This is a genomic window from Shewanella sp. GD03713, from assembly GCF_029843705.1.
GTDB lineage: Bacteria > Pseudomonadota > Gammaproteobacteria > Enterobacterales > Shewanellaceae > Shewanella.
Genome location: NZ_JAOCIW010000001.1, coordinates 4,658,049 through 4,676,742 on the forward strand (window position 1 = coordinate 4,658,049; position 18,694 = coordinate 4,676,742).

Sequence of the window (18,694 nt, forward strand, 5' to 3'; positions counted from 1 at the left end):
TAAAGACAGTAGCTTACTTAAGGTTATCCCATTAAGATACGCAGCATTATTGTAATAAAATTGTGATGCGCTATGAAAAGGATTTTACCTTTGTTACTCCTGTGGCTAAGTCTGCCACTGCTTGCTCAAACGGTACCACAGCTTCCGGTCGAGGCTTTTGCCAGTATTCCCGATGTCAGCTCAGTCCAACTGTCGCCCGATGGCAAAAAAATTGCCTCTATCGTTCGGGTCGAACAGCCCAAACTTAAGGGCACTGTGGTCAGTATTCTCGATTTAGAAACGGGCAACAAAGACTACGCGATTCACACCGATAACCAGAAGTTTGTCCTGCTGTCATTACAGTGGGCAAATGACACTACTTTGCTGATCAGCGCTAAGTTCCCGGCAAACCGCTACGGTACACCGACCACCGAAACTCGGTTGGTGAAGTACGATTTAACTACGCGAAAAACCACGAGCGTACTCGCCCGTAGCGTCATCGACCGACTCAGTTGGATCCCCCAACATCAGGGACAGATTATCGATATGATGCCGGATGATCCCGATAATATCTTGCTCTCCCTCGATGGTATGGGCGAAGAAGTGGGTGAAGACAGCGTGCTGAGAGTCAATCTCTCGCAGGGAAAATCCGCGTTTATTCAAAACTCTAAACGTAAAATCATCGGCTGGATTACCGACAGGCAACATAAGGTCCGTATCTCCATCTATAACGATGACACTGAATATAGGATCTACGAGCAACCAGAACAAAAGGCAGAGCCACGCTTACTCTGGACCTTTAAAGCCTTCTCCGACGAGAGCGTCTGGCCACTGGGCTTCGATGCCGACCCCAACATCTTATTTGTACGCGCCTACCACCAAGGCTTTGAAGCTATCTTCAAGGTGAATTTAACCGATCCTAAGCTCACGAAAGAGCTGGTGTACGCCAACGAAGATACCGATGTTGAAGGCAGTCTCATCTATTCAGAACTCAAGAAAAAAGTCATTGGGATTAGTGAAGGCGACGGTGAAGAATATACTTTTTGGGATCCTGAATATGCGGGTCTGCAAAATGGGTTGAAAGCGGTATTGCCCAATGCCCATAACTACATCACCCAATTTAGCGCGGATGAACGCCGCTATATCGTCTACTCCACCAGTTCGACTCAACCTGGCACCTATTACTTTGGCGATAGGGATGAAAAGGCGCTGTTTCCGATTGCCGATAGATATAGCCAGCTAAGCAGCGAGCAACTCGCCGACACTCAATATCTGAGCTACGAAGCGCGGGATAAACTCAAAATCGATGCTTACCTGACAGTGCCAAAGGGCCTCGAAGCCAAGCAACTCCCCACCATTATCTTCCCCCACGGCGGACCGATTAGTTACGACAGTAACGACTTCGATTATTGGTCGCAGTTTTTCGCTAATCGTGGCTACGCGGTATTTCGAATGAACTTTAGGGGCTCGGCGGGCTACGGCTATGAGTTTATGAAGGCTGGCCTCAAAAGCTGGGGACTCGAAATGCAAAACGATGTGGAAGATGGTACACGTTACTTAATCAATCAAGGTATTAGCGATCCACAACGTATCTGTATCGTCGGCGCGAGTTATGGTGGTTATGCCGCCTTAATGGGCGCAGCGATGACACCTGATCTGTACCGCTGCGCGGTCAGTGTGGCAGGCGTAACAGACGTGGCTTACCTGGTAAAATCCAGTCGCCGTTTCACCAATTATGAAGTCGTTAAAGAACAAATTGGTGATGATTTTAGCGCCCTCTATGAACGCTCACCCGTTAGTAAAGCCGATAAGATTACTATCCCGGTATTACTACTGCATGGCGATAAGGATCGAGTGGTTAAGGTGCAACATAGCCGCGAAATGTTCGATGAACTGAAATCACGTAAGAAAAACGTCGAATATATTGAACTCGAAAATGGCGACCATTACTTAAGTAACAATGACCATAGGCTAACTACGTTCAAGGCGCTCGATAAGTTTTTAGCCGACAATCTGAAAACCCAACTGTAGCCACAAAACGCCATAAAAAAACGCGACTCACAGGTCGCGTTTTTTATTCAGTTCAACACCAGCTTAAGCGTAAGAATGCGCGCCGTGTTGGTGATCGGTCACATCGCTCACACCAGAGAGTTCACCTGGGAACATATCGAGTAGTTGCTTCTCGATACCATCTTTTAGGGTGATATCAACTTGCGAACAACCGTTACAACCACCACCAAACTGCAGTACCGCTACGCCTTCTTGGGTGATTTCAACCAACATGATGTTACCACCATGGCTTGCCAGTTGCGGGTTGATTTCAGATTGGATCACATACTCAACACGCTCGGCTAAAGGCGCATCTGAAGCCACTTTACGCATTTTAGCGTTAGGGGCTTTAAGGGTTAATTGCGAACCTAATTGATCGGTCACGAAGTCGATTGAGGCTTCTTCTAAGAAAGGCGCACTCTTCTCGTCAACCATAGCGCTAAAGCCATTGAATTCTAATTCAATATCATCGCTTTCAACGGCGTCAGGCGGGCAGTAAGACACGCCACACTCGGCTTGTGCGGTACCTGGACTGATCACAAATACGCGAATATGAGTGCCTTCAGGTTGATCGGCTAACAACTTTACAAAATGGGCCTGAGCCGCATCGGAAATAGTAATCATGGAAACCAGCTCCGTCAGGGGATACCTGAGTGTTTTAGTAAGAATTAGGCGTATGATACTCCTACTCACACGCGCTTTGTAGTCCCTAGGGTAGCAAGTTCTGGAATTTTGCAAAATCCATCACGCTTTCAATGCAACAACTTAACCTGTAGATCACTAACGGATAGCTAACGCGGCATGTCGTTTTCACCTGTAATATCATCCAATAAACCCGGTGCTTCGGCTCTGGCTAGGCACCATATTTGCACTTGTATATATCGCGCCTCGAACAAACGGGCAATTTCTGCCACTGTGGTCCCCGTGGTGACCACATCGTCCACCAGCGCAATCCGTTGATAGGCAAAATCGGCATTTAACTCAAAAGCATCCTGTAGATTTCGCCGGCGCTGTGCGCCATTGAGTCCGGCTTGTGGGCGGGTATCCTGCCGCCGAATTAATCCGTCACTGACCAGTGGCAGCGAGAGCTGCTTCGATAATTCATGGGCAATTAACCATGCTTGATTAAATCCACGTTGGCGCAGCCGATTAGGGTGTAAAGGGACTGGCACTATGGCCTGCGGAAGAGTGATTAATCCTTGCTGTTCGAGCTGACCAATGCGCGCCGCTAAGGCTTGGCACAATATGGGTAGAGCGGCGAGTTGCCCCTGATATTTAATGGCCGCTATCCAAGGACCAAAGCCTTGATGATAACTGCAAGGTGCGATGACTTTTCGCGGTTGATGCCTTAGGCACTCACCACAATATTCGAGTTCAAGCGGCATGGATTTTCCACAACCTAAACAAATTGGGCTGCGATATAAGCCCGTTTGCAGGCATACCTGACAAAATCCGGCTTCCTTTGCATTGAGGGATTGGTGGCACAGTAAGCAGCGGTTAGGTAAACTGCCCGCCAAGTAACGCTGCCCCAAATGCGAAACTATGCGTAACAGCTTCGCCCCCTGTTGCGACCAAGTCCATTTGCTATCGCCCGACATACAACTTCCTATTAGAGGTATTTTAGTGAACTCTGCGACGCCAGCCCATCATCCGCAACTGCATATCGACACCCGAGGCCAAGGGCCGGATCTGGTCATGCTTCACGGTTGGGGCGTTAATAGCGCCGTCTTCACGCCGCTCCATGAGCAGCTTTCTGAGTATAGAGTCCACTATGTCGATCTGCCGGGCTTTGGCTTAAGCCAGCCAATCGCGGGTGGTTTATCGACTTGGGTGGATGCGCTAATTCATGTCTTACCCGCCAATGCGATTTGGGCTGGCTGGTCACTGGGTGGATTAGTAGCCACCCAAGCCGCCATAAGCTACCCATCCCATGTCAGAGGATTAATGACTATCGCCTCCTCGCCCTGTTTTATGGCAAGGGAGGAAGAAGCATGGCCCGGCATTCCACCGCAGGTGCTCAGCATGTTTGGCGAGCAGCTTGGGCAAAATTTACCAAAAACGATTGAGCGCTTTTTAGCGATTCAGGCCATGGGCAGCGAAACCGCCAAAGACGATATTAAGCAGCTGCGGGATTTAGTCTTAGCACGCCCGCTACCCGATGCAGCGGCCTTAACTCAAGGTTTGGATATGTTGAATCAAATCGATCTTAGGCCACAGCTGTCGGCGATACAGCAACCTTGGCTACGGATCTGGGGTCGACTCGATGGACTCGTGCCCAAACGCGTTCAACCTCAAATGCCCACCGCCAGTCATATCACTGATGTCATGCTTGCCAAGGCATCCCACGCACCGTTTGTGTCCCACAGGGAAGAATTCTTGCAGACAATCACACCTTGGCTGGCGCAATTCAAGGACTAGTGCTTTATCTTTGTGCAATAAATGGCTAGTATTTAACCATTAAGGCTACAAGGAATTTTTCATGCTGCTTGTCAGTAACTACCCCCAAGTTCCGATAGCGACGACAAATGTCGCGACGGACTCGGCTCGGGTCGACAATCAGCTCAAGCCCGTCGTTATTCCGCCACAGGCCGCGACTAAGGGCCATGAAGAACGTGCCTTTAATCCGCAAAATGAGCGTACTGCAGATCAAACTCAGCAACAGGCACGTTTGCTCGAGCAAAATCAGCAACAAGTTCAAGACAAACAGCAACAGCAGCAGTCTTCACAGCAGCAGAGCCAGCAACAGCAAGAGAAACAAGCGCCCCTAGTTGCTGCCGATCGTGCGCTCCCTAAAACCCTTAAAGTGCCAGTGCGCGGCCCAGCTGCGCTGCAACGTAAGGATATTCGGTTAAAGGTCGGCCAAAATACTCCCCGCCCAGCCAATACCACGGCGAAAACCACGACTGCGGCGGCGCGTCAGCCGATGCAAGGGGAATCCCCTCAGTTTTATCAACAAGTTGGACAGCGTATTGGGCAATATTATGCGCAGCAAACTCAGCCCGAAGCCGAACCTGCTATGTCGGCTTGGATTTAAAATCTGCTGGTTTAAGGATAAGTTTCAAAATAAAAATGCCGCTAATCAGCGGCATTTTTCATTCGGTTATTTACCCGAGCGATACAGCTCTTGCTGGTAGGCTAGGCTGCCCCACAGTGCCCAACCTAAGGCCTTTTTCTCCAACGCCTGCGCCGCAGGGGCATAAGGCGTTAAGTGCTCGGTCTTTTCATCGTACTGGAAGCCCTGCGCTGCTTTCTCTGGCTGCAGGATAACCACATCTTTACCTTCCATCAGGGCAAAGTTTTTATCGTATTGCATTAGCGCACGACCCGGCCAATCCTCGCTGACCTGAGTTAAGTCACGACCTAACATAGGGTAAGAGTCTGAAATACCAATCAAAGATAACAGGGTTGGCGGCAAGTCGATTTGACTCACAATACGGTGATCGCGTTTTGGCGCAACATTATCCCCAATGATTAACCCCGGAATACGGAAGCGCGATACTGGCACCAAATCGGCCCCACCAACGCGGCTATCGTGGTCGGCGACCACGATAAAAATAGTGTCCTTCCAGTAGTCGGCATTTTTCGCCAGTTTGAAGAACTCACCAATCGCATAATCGGCATATTTGGCCGCGTTATTGCGAGTTTGCTTAGGTTGTTCATACAGCTCAATGCGGCCATCGGGGAATTCGAATGGATCGTGGTTACTCGAGCTAAACACCAAGCTAAAGAATGGCTTACCCTCACTGTGAAGACGCTCGAACTCACTATTCGCCTTACGCATTAAATCTTCGTCGGATGCGCCCCAAGAGCCAACAAAGGCCGGAGACTTATAATCCTTCTGGTCGATAATGTCGCTAAATCCATTACCGAGGAAGAAACTGCGCATGTTGTCGAAATGGCTCTCACCACCGTAGATAAATTGGGTGGTGTAACCGTGGTTTTTCAGCAATTCGGCGAGAGTGAAAAAGCCCGTCTGGCTCTTACCGAGTTTCACCACGGCGCGGGCCGGCGTTGGGGTAAAACCTGTGGTGACCGCTTCGATTCCGCGCACTGAACGTGTGCCAGTGGCGTAAAGATTATCGAAATACCAACCTTCCTGTGAGAGCGCATCGATATTCGGCGTTAAGGGCATACCGCCTAAGCTCCCCACAAAACGGGCGCCTAAGCTTTCCTGTAACAGGATGACTAGGTTTTTCGGTTTACCGCTGTAGCTAGCTTGGTTAAAACTCAATGAAGGGATATCGCTCGAGGTAAAGGCACTCTCGGGGCGACCACTCTCTTGTCTGATGGTCTTGATGATCTCATCTCTATCTAATGAGCCATACACCTTAGAGGCGTCTTCTTCGCTACCCATTTGCTTGATTGCAAACACTAACGAATAAGCAGAGTTAATCACGAGGGAGTTCACTAATGGATCGTCGGCAAATGCCACCATCGCGGGGTTGATTGGACGATGGCCTAAGGTTGAGCGCGCGCCCAATAGGGTCACGACGATCACCATGACAGCTAACACAGGACGCCAATACCAACGGGGGAAACGCAGATTTTTAGTTAACTTACCACTGAGTTTCCAACCGCCCCACAGCGTCGCTAGGGTAAGCAGCACAGAGAAAATCAGCTCCAGCTTGCGTCCCGCCCACAGCATCGACAGCACTTCTTTGGGGTAAATCAAATATTCCACATACAAGCGGTTCGGGCGAATGCCGTATTCCTCAATAAAGGCTGGCGTTGAAACCTCAAGGAACACAATGGCCCACAGGCCTAAGGTTAGCCATAGGCGCAGCACCCATTGCCAAATGCGGCCAAGCAGGTGTTCACCCGAAAACAACGCCGTACCTAAGGCGGCGATGCCCCATAACCAACACAGGGTTGCGATATCGACACGAATACCTTGTAGTAGCAGATGCGACCAACCGTCAACGGCGGCCACACGTTCGCCCTGCCACAGACCTAAGCCGATACGGCTTGCCGTAGCAATAGCGAGAACTAACAGACTGAAAACAAGAATGACGCGAAATGGCCCATGGGCGGACTGGCGTCCACGAGCGGATGAACCTGACTGCATGTATAACCCCAAAACATTAAACTTCCACTCAGCTTTGGAGTGTCAATTTGAAAAAAATCGGTGAAAAAGTTGTGGTATGACAACCGATTTTGCTTAACGTTGCATTAAATGCCGACTTTATATTACCTAGGACAGCATATATGCAACAATTTTGTGGCTAACAAGTAAAAAATGTCGACTCGAACACAGGTGTGTATCCGAGTCGACCTGAGTCAGATTACTTTTTCAGCTTTGCGAAAGCGTCGGCAAAGGCATTGCCCATGGCCGCATTGACAGGTGCCGCTTTTGGCGCAGGGCGCGAAGACTTATGCTGGGCATTGCCCTTATGAGCCTGTGGCTTACCTTGGGATGGGCCGCGAGTTTGAGCCTTGCTCTGATCGATAGCCTCATCCAGACGCATACTCAAACCGATACGACGACGCTCGACATCGACCTCCATCACCTTCACTTTCACTACATCACCCGCTTTGACCACTGTATGGGGATCGGTAATAAATTTGTCGGTTAATGACGAGATATGCACTAAACCATCTTGATGCACACCGATATCCACAAAGGCGCCAAAGTTAGTCACGTTGGTGACAACGCCTTCGAGGATCATTTCAGGTTTCAGATCCTTAAGTTCCTCCACCCCATCCTTAAACTTGGCGGTTTTAAACTCACCACGGGGGTCACGACCCGGTTTATCCAGCTCGCTGAGGATGTCGGTCACTGTCGGTAAACCAAACTCAGGGGTCGTAAACTCCTGCGGCTTGATATTGCGTAGCAGCTCAGAATTACCGATAAGGCTCGCCAACTCCACTTGCTTAGTCTTAGCAATGGTTTCGACCAGCGCATAGGCTTCGGGGTGAACCGCCGACATATCCAATGGATTGTCGCCATCACGGATCCGCAAAAAGCCCGCAGCTTGTTCAAAGGCTTTAGGGCCTAAGCGTGGCACTTTCAGCAATTCTTTACGGTTTTTGAAGGCGCCATTGGTATCGCGGTAGTCGACCAGGTTTTTCGCTAAGGTTTTGTTTAACCCCGCCACCTGCGACAGCAAAGGCACTGACGCCATGTTTAAATCCACGCCCACACCGTTTACGCAGTCTTCGACCACGGCTTCGAGCGAGCTAGACAGCTGGCTTTGGCTTACATCGTGCTGGTATTGACCCACACCGATAGATTTAGGCTCAATCTTCACCAGTTCCGCTAAGGGATCCTGTAGACGGCGAGCAATTGAAACAGCACCACGAATAGACACGTCAAGCTCAGGGAATTCCAGCGCGGCGAGTTCCGAGGCGGAATACACGGAAGCACCCGCTTCACTCACCATCACCTTGGTCAGTTGCGGTTGGCTATCCTTAAGGCTGGCAATCAACTCACCCGCTAACTTGTCAGTTTCGCGTGATGCAGTGCCGTTACCAATCGCGATTAATTCCACCTTATGCATTTGCGCTAAGTTGGCTAAGGTACGAATCGACTTGTCCCACAAATTCTGCGGCGCATGGGGGAAAATAGTCGTGTGTGCGACCAGCTTACCCGTGTTATCTACCACGGCCACTTTAACGCCTGTGCGTAGCCCCGGGTCTAGACCCATAGTCGCCTTAGCGCCCGCTGGTGCGGCCATAAGTAAGTCGCCTAAGTTGCGGGCAAACACTTTAATGGCTTCTGCTTCGGCGCGCTCACGCATTTGCGAGATAAACTCGGTTTCCATCTGTAGGGCAATTTTAATCCGCCATGTGGCGGTCACAACGGTCTTAAGCCATTGATCAACACGGCTATCGCCGAGTTTTAGGCCTAAGTGCTCGCTAATGATCACTTCACAATAACTGCCCTGACCCGCTTCGGCAGCAGGATCGGCATTCATCGATAACGACAGGAAGCCCTCATTGCGGCCACGCAGCATCGCCAAGGCACGGTGTGATGGCACTTTCGCCAGAGGTTCGCTGTGCTCAAAATAGTCGCGGAACTTAGCGCCTTCCTTCTCTTTGCCGGCGATAACGCGGCTCTCTAACACACTGTTTTGGCTCAGGTGTTCGCGGACTTTACGCAGTAATTCCGCATCTTCGGCGTAACGTTCCATCAGAATATAACGAGCACCTTCCAGCACGGCTTTGGTATCGGCAAAGCCCGCTTCGAGATTCAGATAACCCGCAGCTAATGCTTCAATATCCGCCTTGCGATCAGCGAGCACGGCTTCAACAAGCGGCTCTAGTCCCGCTTCAATCGCAATTTGCCCCTTAGTACGGCGCTTAGGCTTGAAGGGAAGGTACAGATCTTCGAGACGGGTCTTGCTGTCGGCGCCTTCAATTTCCCTTTGCAATTCAGGCGTTAACTTACCCTGGGTTTGAATGCTGGATAAAATGACCTGACGTCTGTCATTCAGCTCGCGCAAATAACCTAAACGAGTGTGCAGCGTACGTAACTGGGTGTCATCTAAGCCCCCAGTCGCTTCTTTACGGTAACGGGCAACGAAGGGAACGGTAGCACCATTGTCGAGCAAATCTATGGTGGCAGTGACTTGATGCTCCTGAACATTCAGTTCCTGAGCAATAATTTGGGCAATAGTCTGCATAAATAAAGTATCGTGCCTAACGGTTTGATTGATCCTAATTGCGCCCAAGATACCACAGGCGCAGTCGTTATTTCATATGATGCTCTCGATTTCAGCATGAAAATCGACGAGAGTTTGATCTACTAAAGGTTATTCTGGCTCGCCCTCGAGCGGCGTCTCGAATGGGGTATAGCGGATGTCGTTGATATACCATTCCTTTGGACCCGAGGGGGTTTGCACGACCACTTCATCATCGACCTGTTTGCCGATCAGTGCCCGCGCCATGGGAGAGTCTATGGTGATATAGCCCAGTTTAGTGTCGAGCTCATCCTTGCCGACAATACGATAACGCACGCGCTCGCCCGCTTCGTTTTCAAGCTCGAACCAAGCGCCAAAGTAAATTTTGCCTTCTTGTTGGGGAGAATAATCGACGATTTTAAGTTCTTCGAGGCGTTTGACTAAGTATCTGACACGGCTATCGATTTGGCGTAAAAGCCTTTTATTGTAAGTGTAATCCGCGTTTTCACTTCGGTCGCCCTGGGCGGCGGCCTCTTGCACTTTAAGCGTGATCTGCGGACGATATTCCTTCCACAGGTATTTCAATTCTTTATCTAAGGTCATCCAGCCTTGGCGGGTGATCAAATGCGCTTTCATAACTCACTATCCACGGGTTTAACCATGCCGAGTAGCCTTACTCGACACACAAACTAGACTATTGCGCCGGTTCGATATCGACACCAACCACTTGATTACGGCCATGATGCTTCGCCAGATAGAGTTGTTGATCCGCCACTTCGACGAGCGACTCCCAACTTAAATCGGCTAAGGGTTGAATCGTCGCAATACCAGCACTCACAGTGACTTCGCCAAAATCTGAACCCAAATTCTCTATGTGCAAGGCTTGCACCGCATCCACCATCGCCTGCGCGAGGCGCATGGCGCCAGATAACTTAGCCTCAGGCAGGATACAGATAAACTCCTCGCCACCATAGCGCGCAATAAGATCGTTGGGGCGTTTTAACATGCCCTTAGCGGCATCGGCAACCAGCCGTAAACATTGGTCACCTTCTTGATGACCATAGCGGTCGTTATAACGCTTAAAAAAGTCCACATCCAGCATGATAACGGATAAGTAGGCTTGATTCCGACAGCAAAAGCGCCAGATTTCGGGTAAGCGCTGCTCAAACTGACGGCGATTAGCGACCCCAGTCAAACTGTCGAGTAAAGCGATAGAGTGCAATACATCGGATTGGCGCTTCAGCTGATATTGGTTCTTGACCCGCGCGCTGGTGATGATGGGGTTAATCGGTTTGTGAATAAAATCCACTGCGCCGAGTTGGAAACCCTTCACCTCTTCAACCTCATCAAAATGGGCGGTAATAAAGATCACCCCGATATTAGCTGTGGTGGGTTCGGCCTTCAGTTGTTGGCAGACCTCGTAACCCGACATTCCCGGCATTTCGATGTCTAACAACACCAGATCGGGCTGCATCTTTTGGCATACCTGCAAAGCCTGCTCGCCGCTCGTCGCCATGAACATTTCATATTCTTCATGGAAAAGTTGATGCAAGATTTTGATATTCAAAGGCTGATCATCCACGATCAAAATCTTGCCCTTTACGGCCTGCTGGGTCGCCATGAGTTCACTTATATACACTACACATCCTCCAACATCATCGCCCGCAAAGTCTCCAAAGCCTGTGTAAATGCGAGTGATTGAACCAGTCCATTGAGTTCAGCCCATTGCGGGTGCTGTGATAGCGGTTTTGCGAGTTTGTCGACTAAATTCACGGCTTCTAAATTATTTTCCTGTAAGAGAGCAGCCAAGGTATCCAGCTCGGGGCGCACACTCTGCATATCCACGGCGGTACCGTTTACAGGTTCAATCGATTGAGGCTGTTTGAGCTGCCCCTTAGGTAAAAAGCCTGCAAGCTGTTCAATACTTTGATGTATTAAGGACTCCAGTGTATCCGTCCAGCGTTTTATTTCCAGCAGCTCGAGGCCTTCTTGTTTAAATTGTTTTTCTAAAAACGCCGCATGAACGGCTAAACGCCGCGCGCCAAAGTTGCTGGCAATGCCTTTAATCGCATGGCTGATCGCAGCTGTGGTGGCGTAATCAAAGGTTTTGGTAGATTGCTTGAACAAGCTAAGCTGCTTGGTCATTTCGGGGGCAAAACTGCTCGCCATTTTTTCGAAAAACACTTGGTTGCCACCAAAACGGCGCAGGATCAAACGAATATCGTCGAGCAGGGTTTCGCCCTCGAGATTGTGTTGAGAGTCGAGATGCGCAGACTCATGCTGCTCGAGGGATGTCACATCACGCCCCACTAGACGCAGAATATTCGGCAACAGCAGCTGCATATCGATAGGCTTACCGACGTGGGCATTCATCCCCGCCTCGAGGCATTCTTGTTTATCGGTTTGCGAGGCATTGGCCGTCATCGCGAGGATAGGCAACTGGGCGAATCGACCATCGGCACGGATCCGCCGCGTCGCCTCTAACCCATCGATGTCGGGCATTTGCACATCCATAATCACGGCATCGTATAAATCACCGCTTTCGAGTACCTGTGCCACCCCTTCCACACCGCCACCTGCGAGCACAACGGTGGCGCCTTCATAACTCAACAGCTCCTCAATCACCTCACGGTTTAATTGATTGTCCTCAACCACTAACAGAGTGAGCCCCGCTAACAGACGCTGTGAGCGCGGCTTAGGATTCGCGTCCATGGTCTTGCCTTCGATGGCATTGAGCACGGCTTCAACCAACACTTGCGAGGTGACAGGTTTAGTTAAGAAGTTGACGAAGGGAACGTTGTTAATGTGCTGACTCTCGGCAATCACTTCATGGCCGTAGGCCGTCAACATCACCACCAGCGGGGTATAACTGCCGGTTCCGGCGTTTTTCAGCATTTCAGCGGTTTGTAGACCGTCGATATCCGGCATACGCCAATCCATTAGCACCACATCAAACTGCTGTCCGGCTGCATTGGCCTGTTTTACCTTTTCAATGGCCTGATAACCACCAGAAGCGGTTTCAACCAGACAGCCATAGTCGCTGAGGATTTTCGATAAGATCTCGGTCGTGATTTGATTATCGTCGACCACCAGAATGCGATATTGGCTCAAATCGGCGCGGGCGCGGGCTTCAACCTCCATCACTTGGAAGGTCAAATCGAACCAGAAACGACTGCCAACCCCGACTTTACTGGTGACTTGCAGTTGTCCGCCCATTAACTCGACAAGACGTTTACTGATAGCCAGCCCAAGTCCCGTGCCCCCAAAACGGCGTGAGGTTGAGGATTCAGCCTGCTCAAACCCAGTGAAAATCCGCTCAATTTGCTCTTCGCTGATGCCAATACCACTATCGACAATCGAAAACTGCACAGTAACGGTATCGGCCTCATGGCGAATACATTCTAGGCCGACAATCACTTGCCCGTGAGGGGTAAACTTGAGTGCGTTGCCCGCGAGGTTGATGAGAATTTGCTGCAGCCTTAATTGATCGGCCAGCAACCAAGGAGGCAGCGCCGCGTCGAGATCGAACATCACTTCCACATCAGCATTGTTGTGGCTCGCCGATAACACCACAGCCAGATCCCGCATCAATAACTCAATCGAGCAAGGATGTGGATCGAGTTTTAATTTGCCCGCATCGATTTTTGAGAAGTCTAAAATATCGTTAAGCAGCCCTAACAATGACTTAGCCGCCGTTTGCGCCTTGTTCACATAGCCCTGCTGCTGCACCGAGAGCGAGGTATATTGCATCAACTGCAACATCCCCAACACCGCATTCATGGGGGTACGGATTTCGTGGCTCATATTGGCAAGGAACGCCGACTTAGCGGCATTGGCGTTATCCGCCTCCAGCTTGGCACTCCTTAAATTCGCCTCAATCTGCCGCTGGGCGGTAATATCGATGTTGATCCCAATCACTCGGATCACATTTCCTTGCCTGTCGCGCTCAATTTGGGCACCCGCCTGCACATAGCGCACCGCACCATCCGTGGTTAACACGCGGAAAATTGGATGATAGGGTTCATCATACTCAACCGCGCGGTTAAGCTTTTCTTCGGCCTCTTCAACGTCATCGGGATGGACTCGCATCCGCCAATGCTCATAGCTAAGACCTTGCTGTTTAAGGCTTTCAGGCTGGTCATACATGGCAAACATGCGATCGTTCCACTGCAACGAGTTATCGAGCAGGTTCCAGGTCCAAATCCCCAGTTTAGCCACTTCCGCCGCCTTACTGAGGTGATTACTCGCCGTGAGTAAGGCCTCTTGCTGGGCGACAATTTGCGAAATATCCACACCAATCCCAAGGTAACCTAGGATTTCACCGTCATTACCACGCATCGCGGTTACTGACAGTGAGATTGGTAACTGGCTACCATCCTTACGCACATAGGTCCAAGTACGAGTCTCGGAGCCCTCTTCCCGCGCCTTGTGGACAAACGTGTCAAAACCTTGAATTTTTTGGCCGTATTCAACAGAAAGCTCGGCGGCGCGGGCGGCAATTTCATCGGCAATATGGAAAGGTGCAGGGGTGGTTTTGCCTATGACCTCTTCGGCGGAATACCCTAACATGCGCTCGGCACCGCGGTTGAAGATAGTGATAATGCCCTGTGGATCGGCGGCAATTATGGTCATTTCGGAGGCCGCATCCAGCACATTGGTCAGCAGAGTCGCTATCCGATTTTTTTCGAGCTGTGCTAATTTACGCTCGGTAATATCGGTTTGCAGCGCGACAAAACGTTCCACTTTGCCACGCTCATCGAAGACTGGGCCAATCACAGTATCGAACCATTTCAGCTGCTGATCTTTCCCTTGGTTACAGATTTCCCCATGCCAAGATTTACCGGCCTTAATCTGTTGCCACATCCGCTGCCAAAACGCGGCATCGTGCTCGCCAGATTTCAGCACTGAGTGGGTTTGACCTATTAACTCCTCCCGCGCGTAGCCACTGATCAGACAGAAGTGCTCATTCACATCTAAAATCACCCCGTCTAAGTCGGTGACCGAGTAATGTAGCTGCTGGTTGATGGTATCGAGCAGTGCCTGATTCTCGAGTAAAGCCTGCTGCAAAGCATGGGTACGCTTGGTCACCTGTCGCTCAAGGCTAGCGTTGAGGTTGAGAATATGTCGCTCGGCATCCTGCTGGGCAGTGATATCCCGTATGGTTTGACTCAAACCCACTATGTCGCCATGTTCGTCGTAAATCGGCAAAGCGGTGGTCGAGGTCGACAGGTTGCTGCCATCGGCACGTTGATGGCGCGATACTCGATTGAGTACCGTCTTACCGGTCAACACATCGGCCATCAGAGCCTGTTCCTCCAGCACTATGCTGGGCGGAATAATCAATTCGCTACTGGGTAAGCCCAGCGCCTGCTGCTCAGTGTAACCAAAGAGTCGCTCGGCACCTTGGTTCCAACTGGTTATATTGCCAGCGAGGTCATAACTGATAATGCCATCGAGGGAATGCTCCAACATGCTTGCACGGCGTGCTTGCTCGGCTAACACTTGCTGTTTACGTTGCAAGGTTAAGGACCACATAGCGATCAACGCCGCCAGCAACACACTGAACAAGCTGCCACTGAGCAACACTAAGCTGGGCTTATTGAGATGTAATGACTTGATAAAACCTGGATAGGCCATTACCTCAAACTGCCAATGCCTACCAAAAATCGTCTTATTTAACTTGTAGCTGTAATCCGATAGCGGGCTTAAATCATTGGCGTGGGTTTCGAAGAAATTGATCGGCTGCTTATCGTCCGTCACATCGCTTAACATCAGCTTGGTCATTTTCTGATTCAGCGATAATCCCGTTAAAATCTCGGTCGTGACCAGCGGCGCATAACTCCAACCAAACCCTTGGGCCAATCGCTCTTCCGGAGTTGGAGGGACAATACCCGTTCGGTAAACAGGTAATAAAATTAAGAAGGATTGCAGCGGCTTACCCGTGGCCTGCACTAAGGTAATCGGCGCGGAAATTTGCACTTCACCCGACAACATGGCGCGATCGGCGGCCTCTTTTCTGTGGGTCTCGGAGGCGATATCTAAACCAACCGCCGCCTTATTGCGCTCGAGCGGTTCAATATATTCAATCAGATACTTCTCCCCCTCGTTGGGGTTGAGCTGACGAACATGGTAGTCAGGCCAATCGACCGCCTTTACCCGCGCTAAAAACTGCGCTTCGTTTTCTTTGGAGACCCGCCGAATAAAGCCAAATCCGCGGGCGCCGGGAAACTCCTCATCCACATCCCGCGTCAGACTATAGTTTTGAAACATGGGGCGGCTGATATGGTCTTCACCCGCCGTGAGGATCATGCCTCGGGCGCCCCTCAAGCCATATTGGTAGAGGGCAATCCTATTGGTGACATTCTCACTGATCTGCTGCGCGCTCGCTTCGAGCGCCAAAGAAATGGTTTGCGAATTGATACGACTCACCTGCCAAGCGAGCACGGCACTAAAAAAAAGTCCCACGAGCAAGACGAAAAATCCCCACTTGGAGGCTTGCTTGTAACTCATCGACAGGGTCATATACACCTAATAATTGATAATCATAGAGTTATGATTCTGGACTAATCAAAATACTTTTGCCATAAAGCTGATAAGTTAACTCAACAAATGCATCAAAAGTAGCTAATGCCAATTTAGTTACAATTTCAGTTACATACTAGATAAATGTGACGATTCCCATGCAATTTCATTTGCTTAGTATTAACATGAGTTGGCAATTAGCCGTATTCGGTCGACATTGACTCACATCATGAGCTAGTCGCTCAGATTGAATCCAGCTATATTAAGCACATTCTTGGCAGATTCGTTTTCAATTTCAGCCAGTTAATCTTTGTTGTATGACGGCATAAAGAATAAAAGCAATAATCCGAGCAATTTAAGGACATCCCATGGGACAAGAAACCTCGAAAATCCTCGTCGTCGATGATGATATGCGCCTACGAGCACTACTCGAGCGTTACCTGATGGAGCAAGGCTATCAGGTGCGCAGTGCGGCCAATGCTGAGCAGATGGACCGTTTATTGGAGCGTGAAAACTTCCACCTCATAGTGCTCGATTTGATGTTGCCCGGTGAAGATGGGCTATCCATCTGCCGTCGTCTGCGCCAACAGGGCAGTACCATTCCGATTGTGATGCTCACCGCCAAGGGCGATGAGGTCGACCGGATTATCGGTTTAGAACTCGGTGCCGACGATTATTTGCCAAAACCCTTTAATCCGAGGGAGTTATTGGCGCGGATCAAAGCGGTAATGCGCCGCCAAATTCAAGATGTCCCCGGTGCGCCCGCGCAGCAAGAGGCCGAAATCAGCTTTGGCGAGTTCTCCCTCGACTTAGCCACCCGCGAGATGTACCACGGTAATGAGGCCATCGCACTCACCAGTGGCGAGTTCGCCGTATTAAAAGTGTTAGTCACTCATCCACGCGAACCCTTGTCGCGGGATAAACTGATGAACCTCGCCCGTGGCCGTGATTATTCGGCGCTGGAGCGCTCGATTGACGTACAGGTTTCGCGCCTGCGCCGTTTAATTGAGAAGGATCCAGCTAACCCAAGGTATATCCAAACCGTGTGGGGCCTAGGTTATGTGTTTGTGCCCGATGGCGCCGCCCGTCGATGAGCCACTCTTGCCTGAAGTCGTCAGTGCGTTGGCATCAAGATGAAATCTAAGTTTTGGTGGCGCTTTCTTCCCCGCAGCGCCTTTAGCCAAACCGTTATGCTGATTGGTTGTCTACTGTTAATCAATCAGCTGGTTTCCTATGTCACTGTGGCTGTGTATGTATTAAAGCCCAGTTATCAGCAAATCAACCAGTTAATTGCCCGTCAAATCAATCTGTTATTTGTCGATGGTATCGATATCGGCCGCGAACACTTAACCATAGTCGATGCGCTCAATGCCAAAGTCCGTGACGATGGCATGAAGGTCTACAACCAACAACAGGCCCGCGAAGCGGGAATCGAACAGGCCACCTACTACGGTTTTTGGTCATCGCAGATGTCGGAATACTTAGGTGGTGAGGCAGAAGTTCGCGTCACTCACGGCACAGTGCTACAAATTTGGATCCGCCCGCCACAGGCGCCATCGGTATGGATTAAAGTACCGCTCATCGGCCAAAACGTTTCCGATTTATCGCCACTCACCTTGTACTTAATGGTGATCGGTGCGCTCAGTGTCGCCGGTGGATGGTGGTTTGCCCGCCAGCAAAACAGGCCACTCAGGCGCTTACAAAAAGCCGCAATCTCGGTCTCTCGCGGTGAATTTCCCGATCCTTTGCCGCTAAAAGGCTCCAGTGAATTGGTGGAAGTGACCAATGCCTTCAACCAAATGTCCCACAGCATGAAACAGCTCGAACAGGACAGAGCCCTGTTGATGGCGGGGATTTCCCACGATTTACGCACGCCACTGACGCGTATTCGCCTCGCCTCCGAGATGATGGTCGAAGAAGATCAATATCTTAAAGATGGCATCGTCAACGATATCGAAGATATGGACGCCATTATCAGCCAGTTTATTGCCTATATTCGCCAAGATCAGGAGGCGAGCCGCGAGCTAGGGCAAATTAATAAACTCATTCAAGATATTGCGCAGGCCGAAGCCAACCGCGACGGTGAAATTGAAGTCGTACTGAGCGACTGCCCCGAGGCGCTGTTCCAAGGGCTGGCGATTAAGCGAGTGCTCAGTAATCTGGTCGAAAATGCCTTCCGTTATGGTTCAGGCTGGGTGCGGATAAGCTCGCAATTTGATGGTAAGCGTATCGGCTTTAGCGTTGAGGATAATGGCCCGGGGATTGATGAGTCGCAAATTCCCAAACTGTTTCAGCCTTTTACCCAAGGTGATATTGCGCGCGGCAGTGTCGGTTCGGGCCTTGGGCTCGCCATCATCAAACGGATTATCGACCGTCACCAAGGCCAAGTGACCTTATCTAACCGCACTGAGGGCGGCTTAAAAGCCCAAGTCTGGCTCCCCTTGGAATAAATCATAAATTCAGAATGACAACGCTGACATTCAACTTGTGTTGTCATATTTATGTCACGCGAAATTCATAAACTC

At 50.3% G+C, this 18,694-nt stretch carries 12 protein-coding genes; 5 read left to right on the forward strand and 7 right to left on the reverse strand.

The window, feature by feature from the left end; all coding sequences use genetic code 11:
- Positions 1–72 precede the first annotated feature (72 nt).
- A complete protein-coding gene (locus N5E87_RS20385) occupies positions 73–2,010 on the forward strand; it encodes a S9 family peptidase (RefSeq protein WP_086902454.1) in 1,938 nt (645 codons plus the stop codon).
- Between the two features lie 63 nt (positions 2,011–2,073).
- Here the strand turns inward: N5E87_RS20385 and nfuA are convergent, their stop codons facing one another.
- Positions 2,074–2,652: a Fe-S biogenesis protein NfuA gene (nfuA, locus tag N5E87_RS20390; RefSeq protein WP_011624525.1), complete on the reverse strand. Its 579-nt coding sequence runs from the start codon at positions 2,650–2,652 to the stop codon at positions 2,074–2,076.
- Between the two features lie 167 nt (positions 2,653–2,819).
- Positions 2,820–3,626 carry a ComF family protein gene (locus N5E87_RS20395; RefSeq protein WP_164717904.1) on the reverse strand — a complete coding sequence of 269 codons (807 nt, stop codon included), beginning with the start codon at positions 3,624–3,626 and terminating at the stop codon, positions 2,820–2,822.
- Positions 3,627–3,651: 25 nt separating this feature from the next.
- Here N5E87_RS20395 and bioH point away from each other — a divergent pair, with 25 nt between their 5' ends.
- Positions 3,652–4,446, forward strand: coding sequence for a pimeloyl-ACP methyl ester esterase BioH (gene bioH / locus N5E87_RS20400; RefSeq protein WP_086902455.1), 795 nt, complete (start codon positions 3,652–3,654; stop codon positions 4,444–4,446).
- A gap of 61 nt (positions 4,447–4,507) precedes the next feature.
- Positions 4,508–5,062 carry a hypothetical protein gene (locus N5E87_RS20405; RefSeq protein ID WP_023266455.1) on the forward strand — a complete coding sequence of 185 codons (555 nt, stop codon included), beginning with the start codon at positions 4,508–4,510 and terminating at the stop codon, positions 5,060–5,062.
- A gap of 66 nt (positions 5,063–5,128) precedes the next feature.
- Here N5E87_RS20405 and N5E87_RS20410 read toward each other — a convergent pair whose 3' ends face one another.
- From N5E87_RS20410 to N5E87_RS20430, 5 genes are all read right to left on the reverse strand, one after another.
- Positions 5,129–7,093, reverse strand: a complete 1,965-nt coding sequence (locus N5E87_RS20410; RefSeq protein ID WP_086902456.1) for an LTA synthase family protein — start codon at positions 7,091–7,093, stop codon at positions 5,129–5,131.
- A 217-nt stretch (positions 7,094–7,310) separates the two neighbouring features.
- Positions 7,311–9,650, reverse strand: a complete 2,340-nt coding sequence (locus N5E87_RS20415; protein ID WP_279775813.1) for a Tex family protein — start codon at positions 9,648–9,650, stop codon at positions 7,311–7,313.
- A gap of 129 nt (positions 9,651–9,779) precedes the next feature.
- Positions 9,780–10,283: a transcription elongation factor GreB gene (gene greB / locus N5E87_RS20420; protein ID WP_011624531.1), complete on the reverse strand. Its 504-nt coding sequence runs from the start codon at positions 10,281–10,283 to the stop codon at positions 9,780–9,782.
- A gap of 58 nt (positions 10,284–10,341) precedes the next feature.
- Complete coding sequence (locus N5E87_RS20425; RefSeq protein ID WP_086902458.1) at positions 10,342–11,286, reverse strand: diguanylate cyclase; 945 nt, start codon at positions 11,284–11,286, stop codon at positions 10,342–10,344.
- Entirely contained in the window at positions 11,286–16,169 is a 4,884-nt protein-coding gene (locus tag N5E87_RS20430; protein WP_086902459.1) for a PAS domain S-box protein, read from the reverse strand. The genes N5E87_RS20425 and N5E87_RS20430 overlap by 1 nt, the downstream gene beginning before the upstream one ends.
- Positions 16,170–16,537: 368 nt before the next feature.
- Here N5E87_RS20430 and ompR point away from each other — a divergent pair, with 368 nt between their 5' ends.
- Entirely contained in the window at positions 16,538–17,263 is a 726-nt protein-coding gene (ompR, locus tag N5E87_RS20435; RefSeq protein ID WP_011718733.1) for a two-component system response regulator OmpR, read from the forward strand.
- A 39-nt stretch (positions 17,264–17,302) separates the two neighbouring features.
- Entirely contained in the window at positions 17,303–18,619 is a 1,317-nt protein-coding gene (gene envZ, locus N5E87_RS20440) for a two-component system sensor histidine kinase EnvZ (RefSeq protein WP_086902460.1), read from the forward strand.
- Positions 18,620–18,694 lie beyond the last annotated feature (75 nt).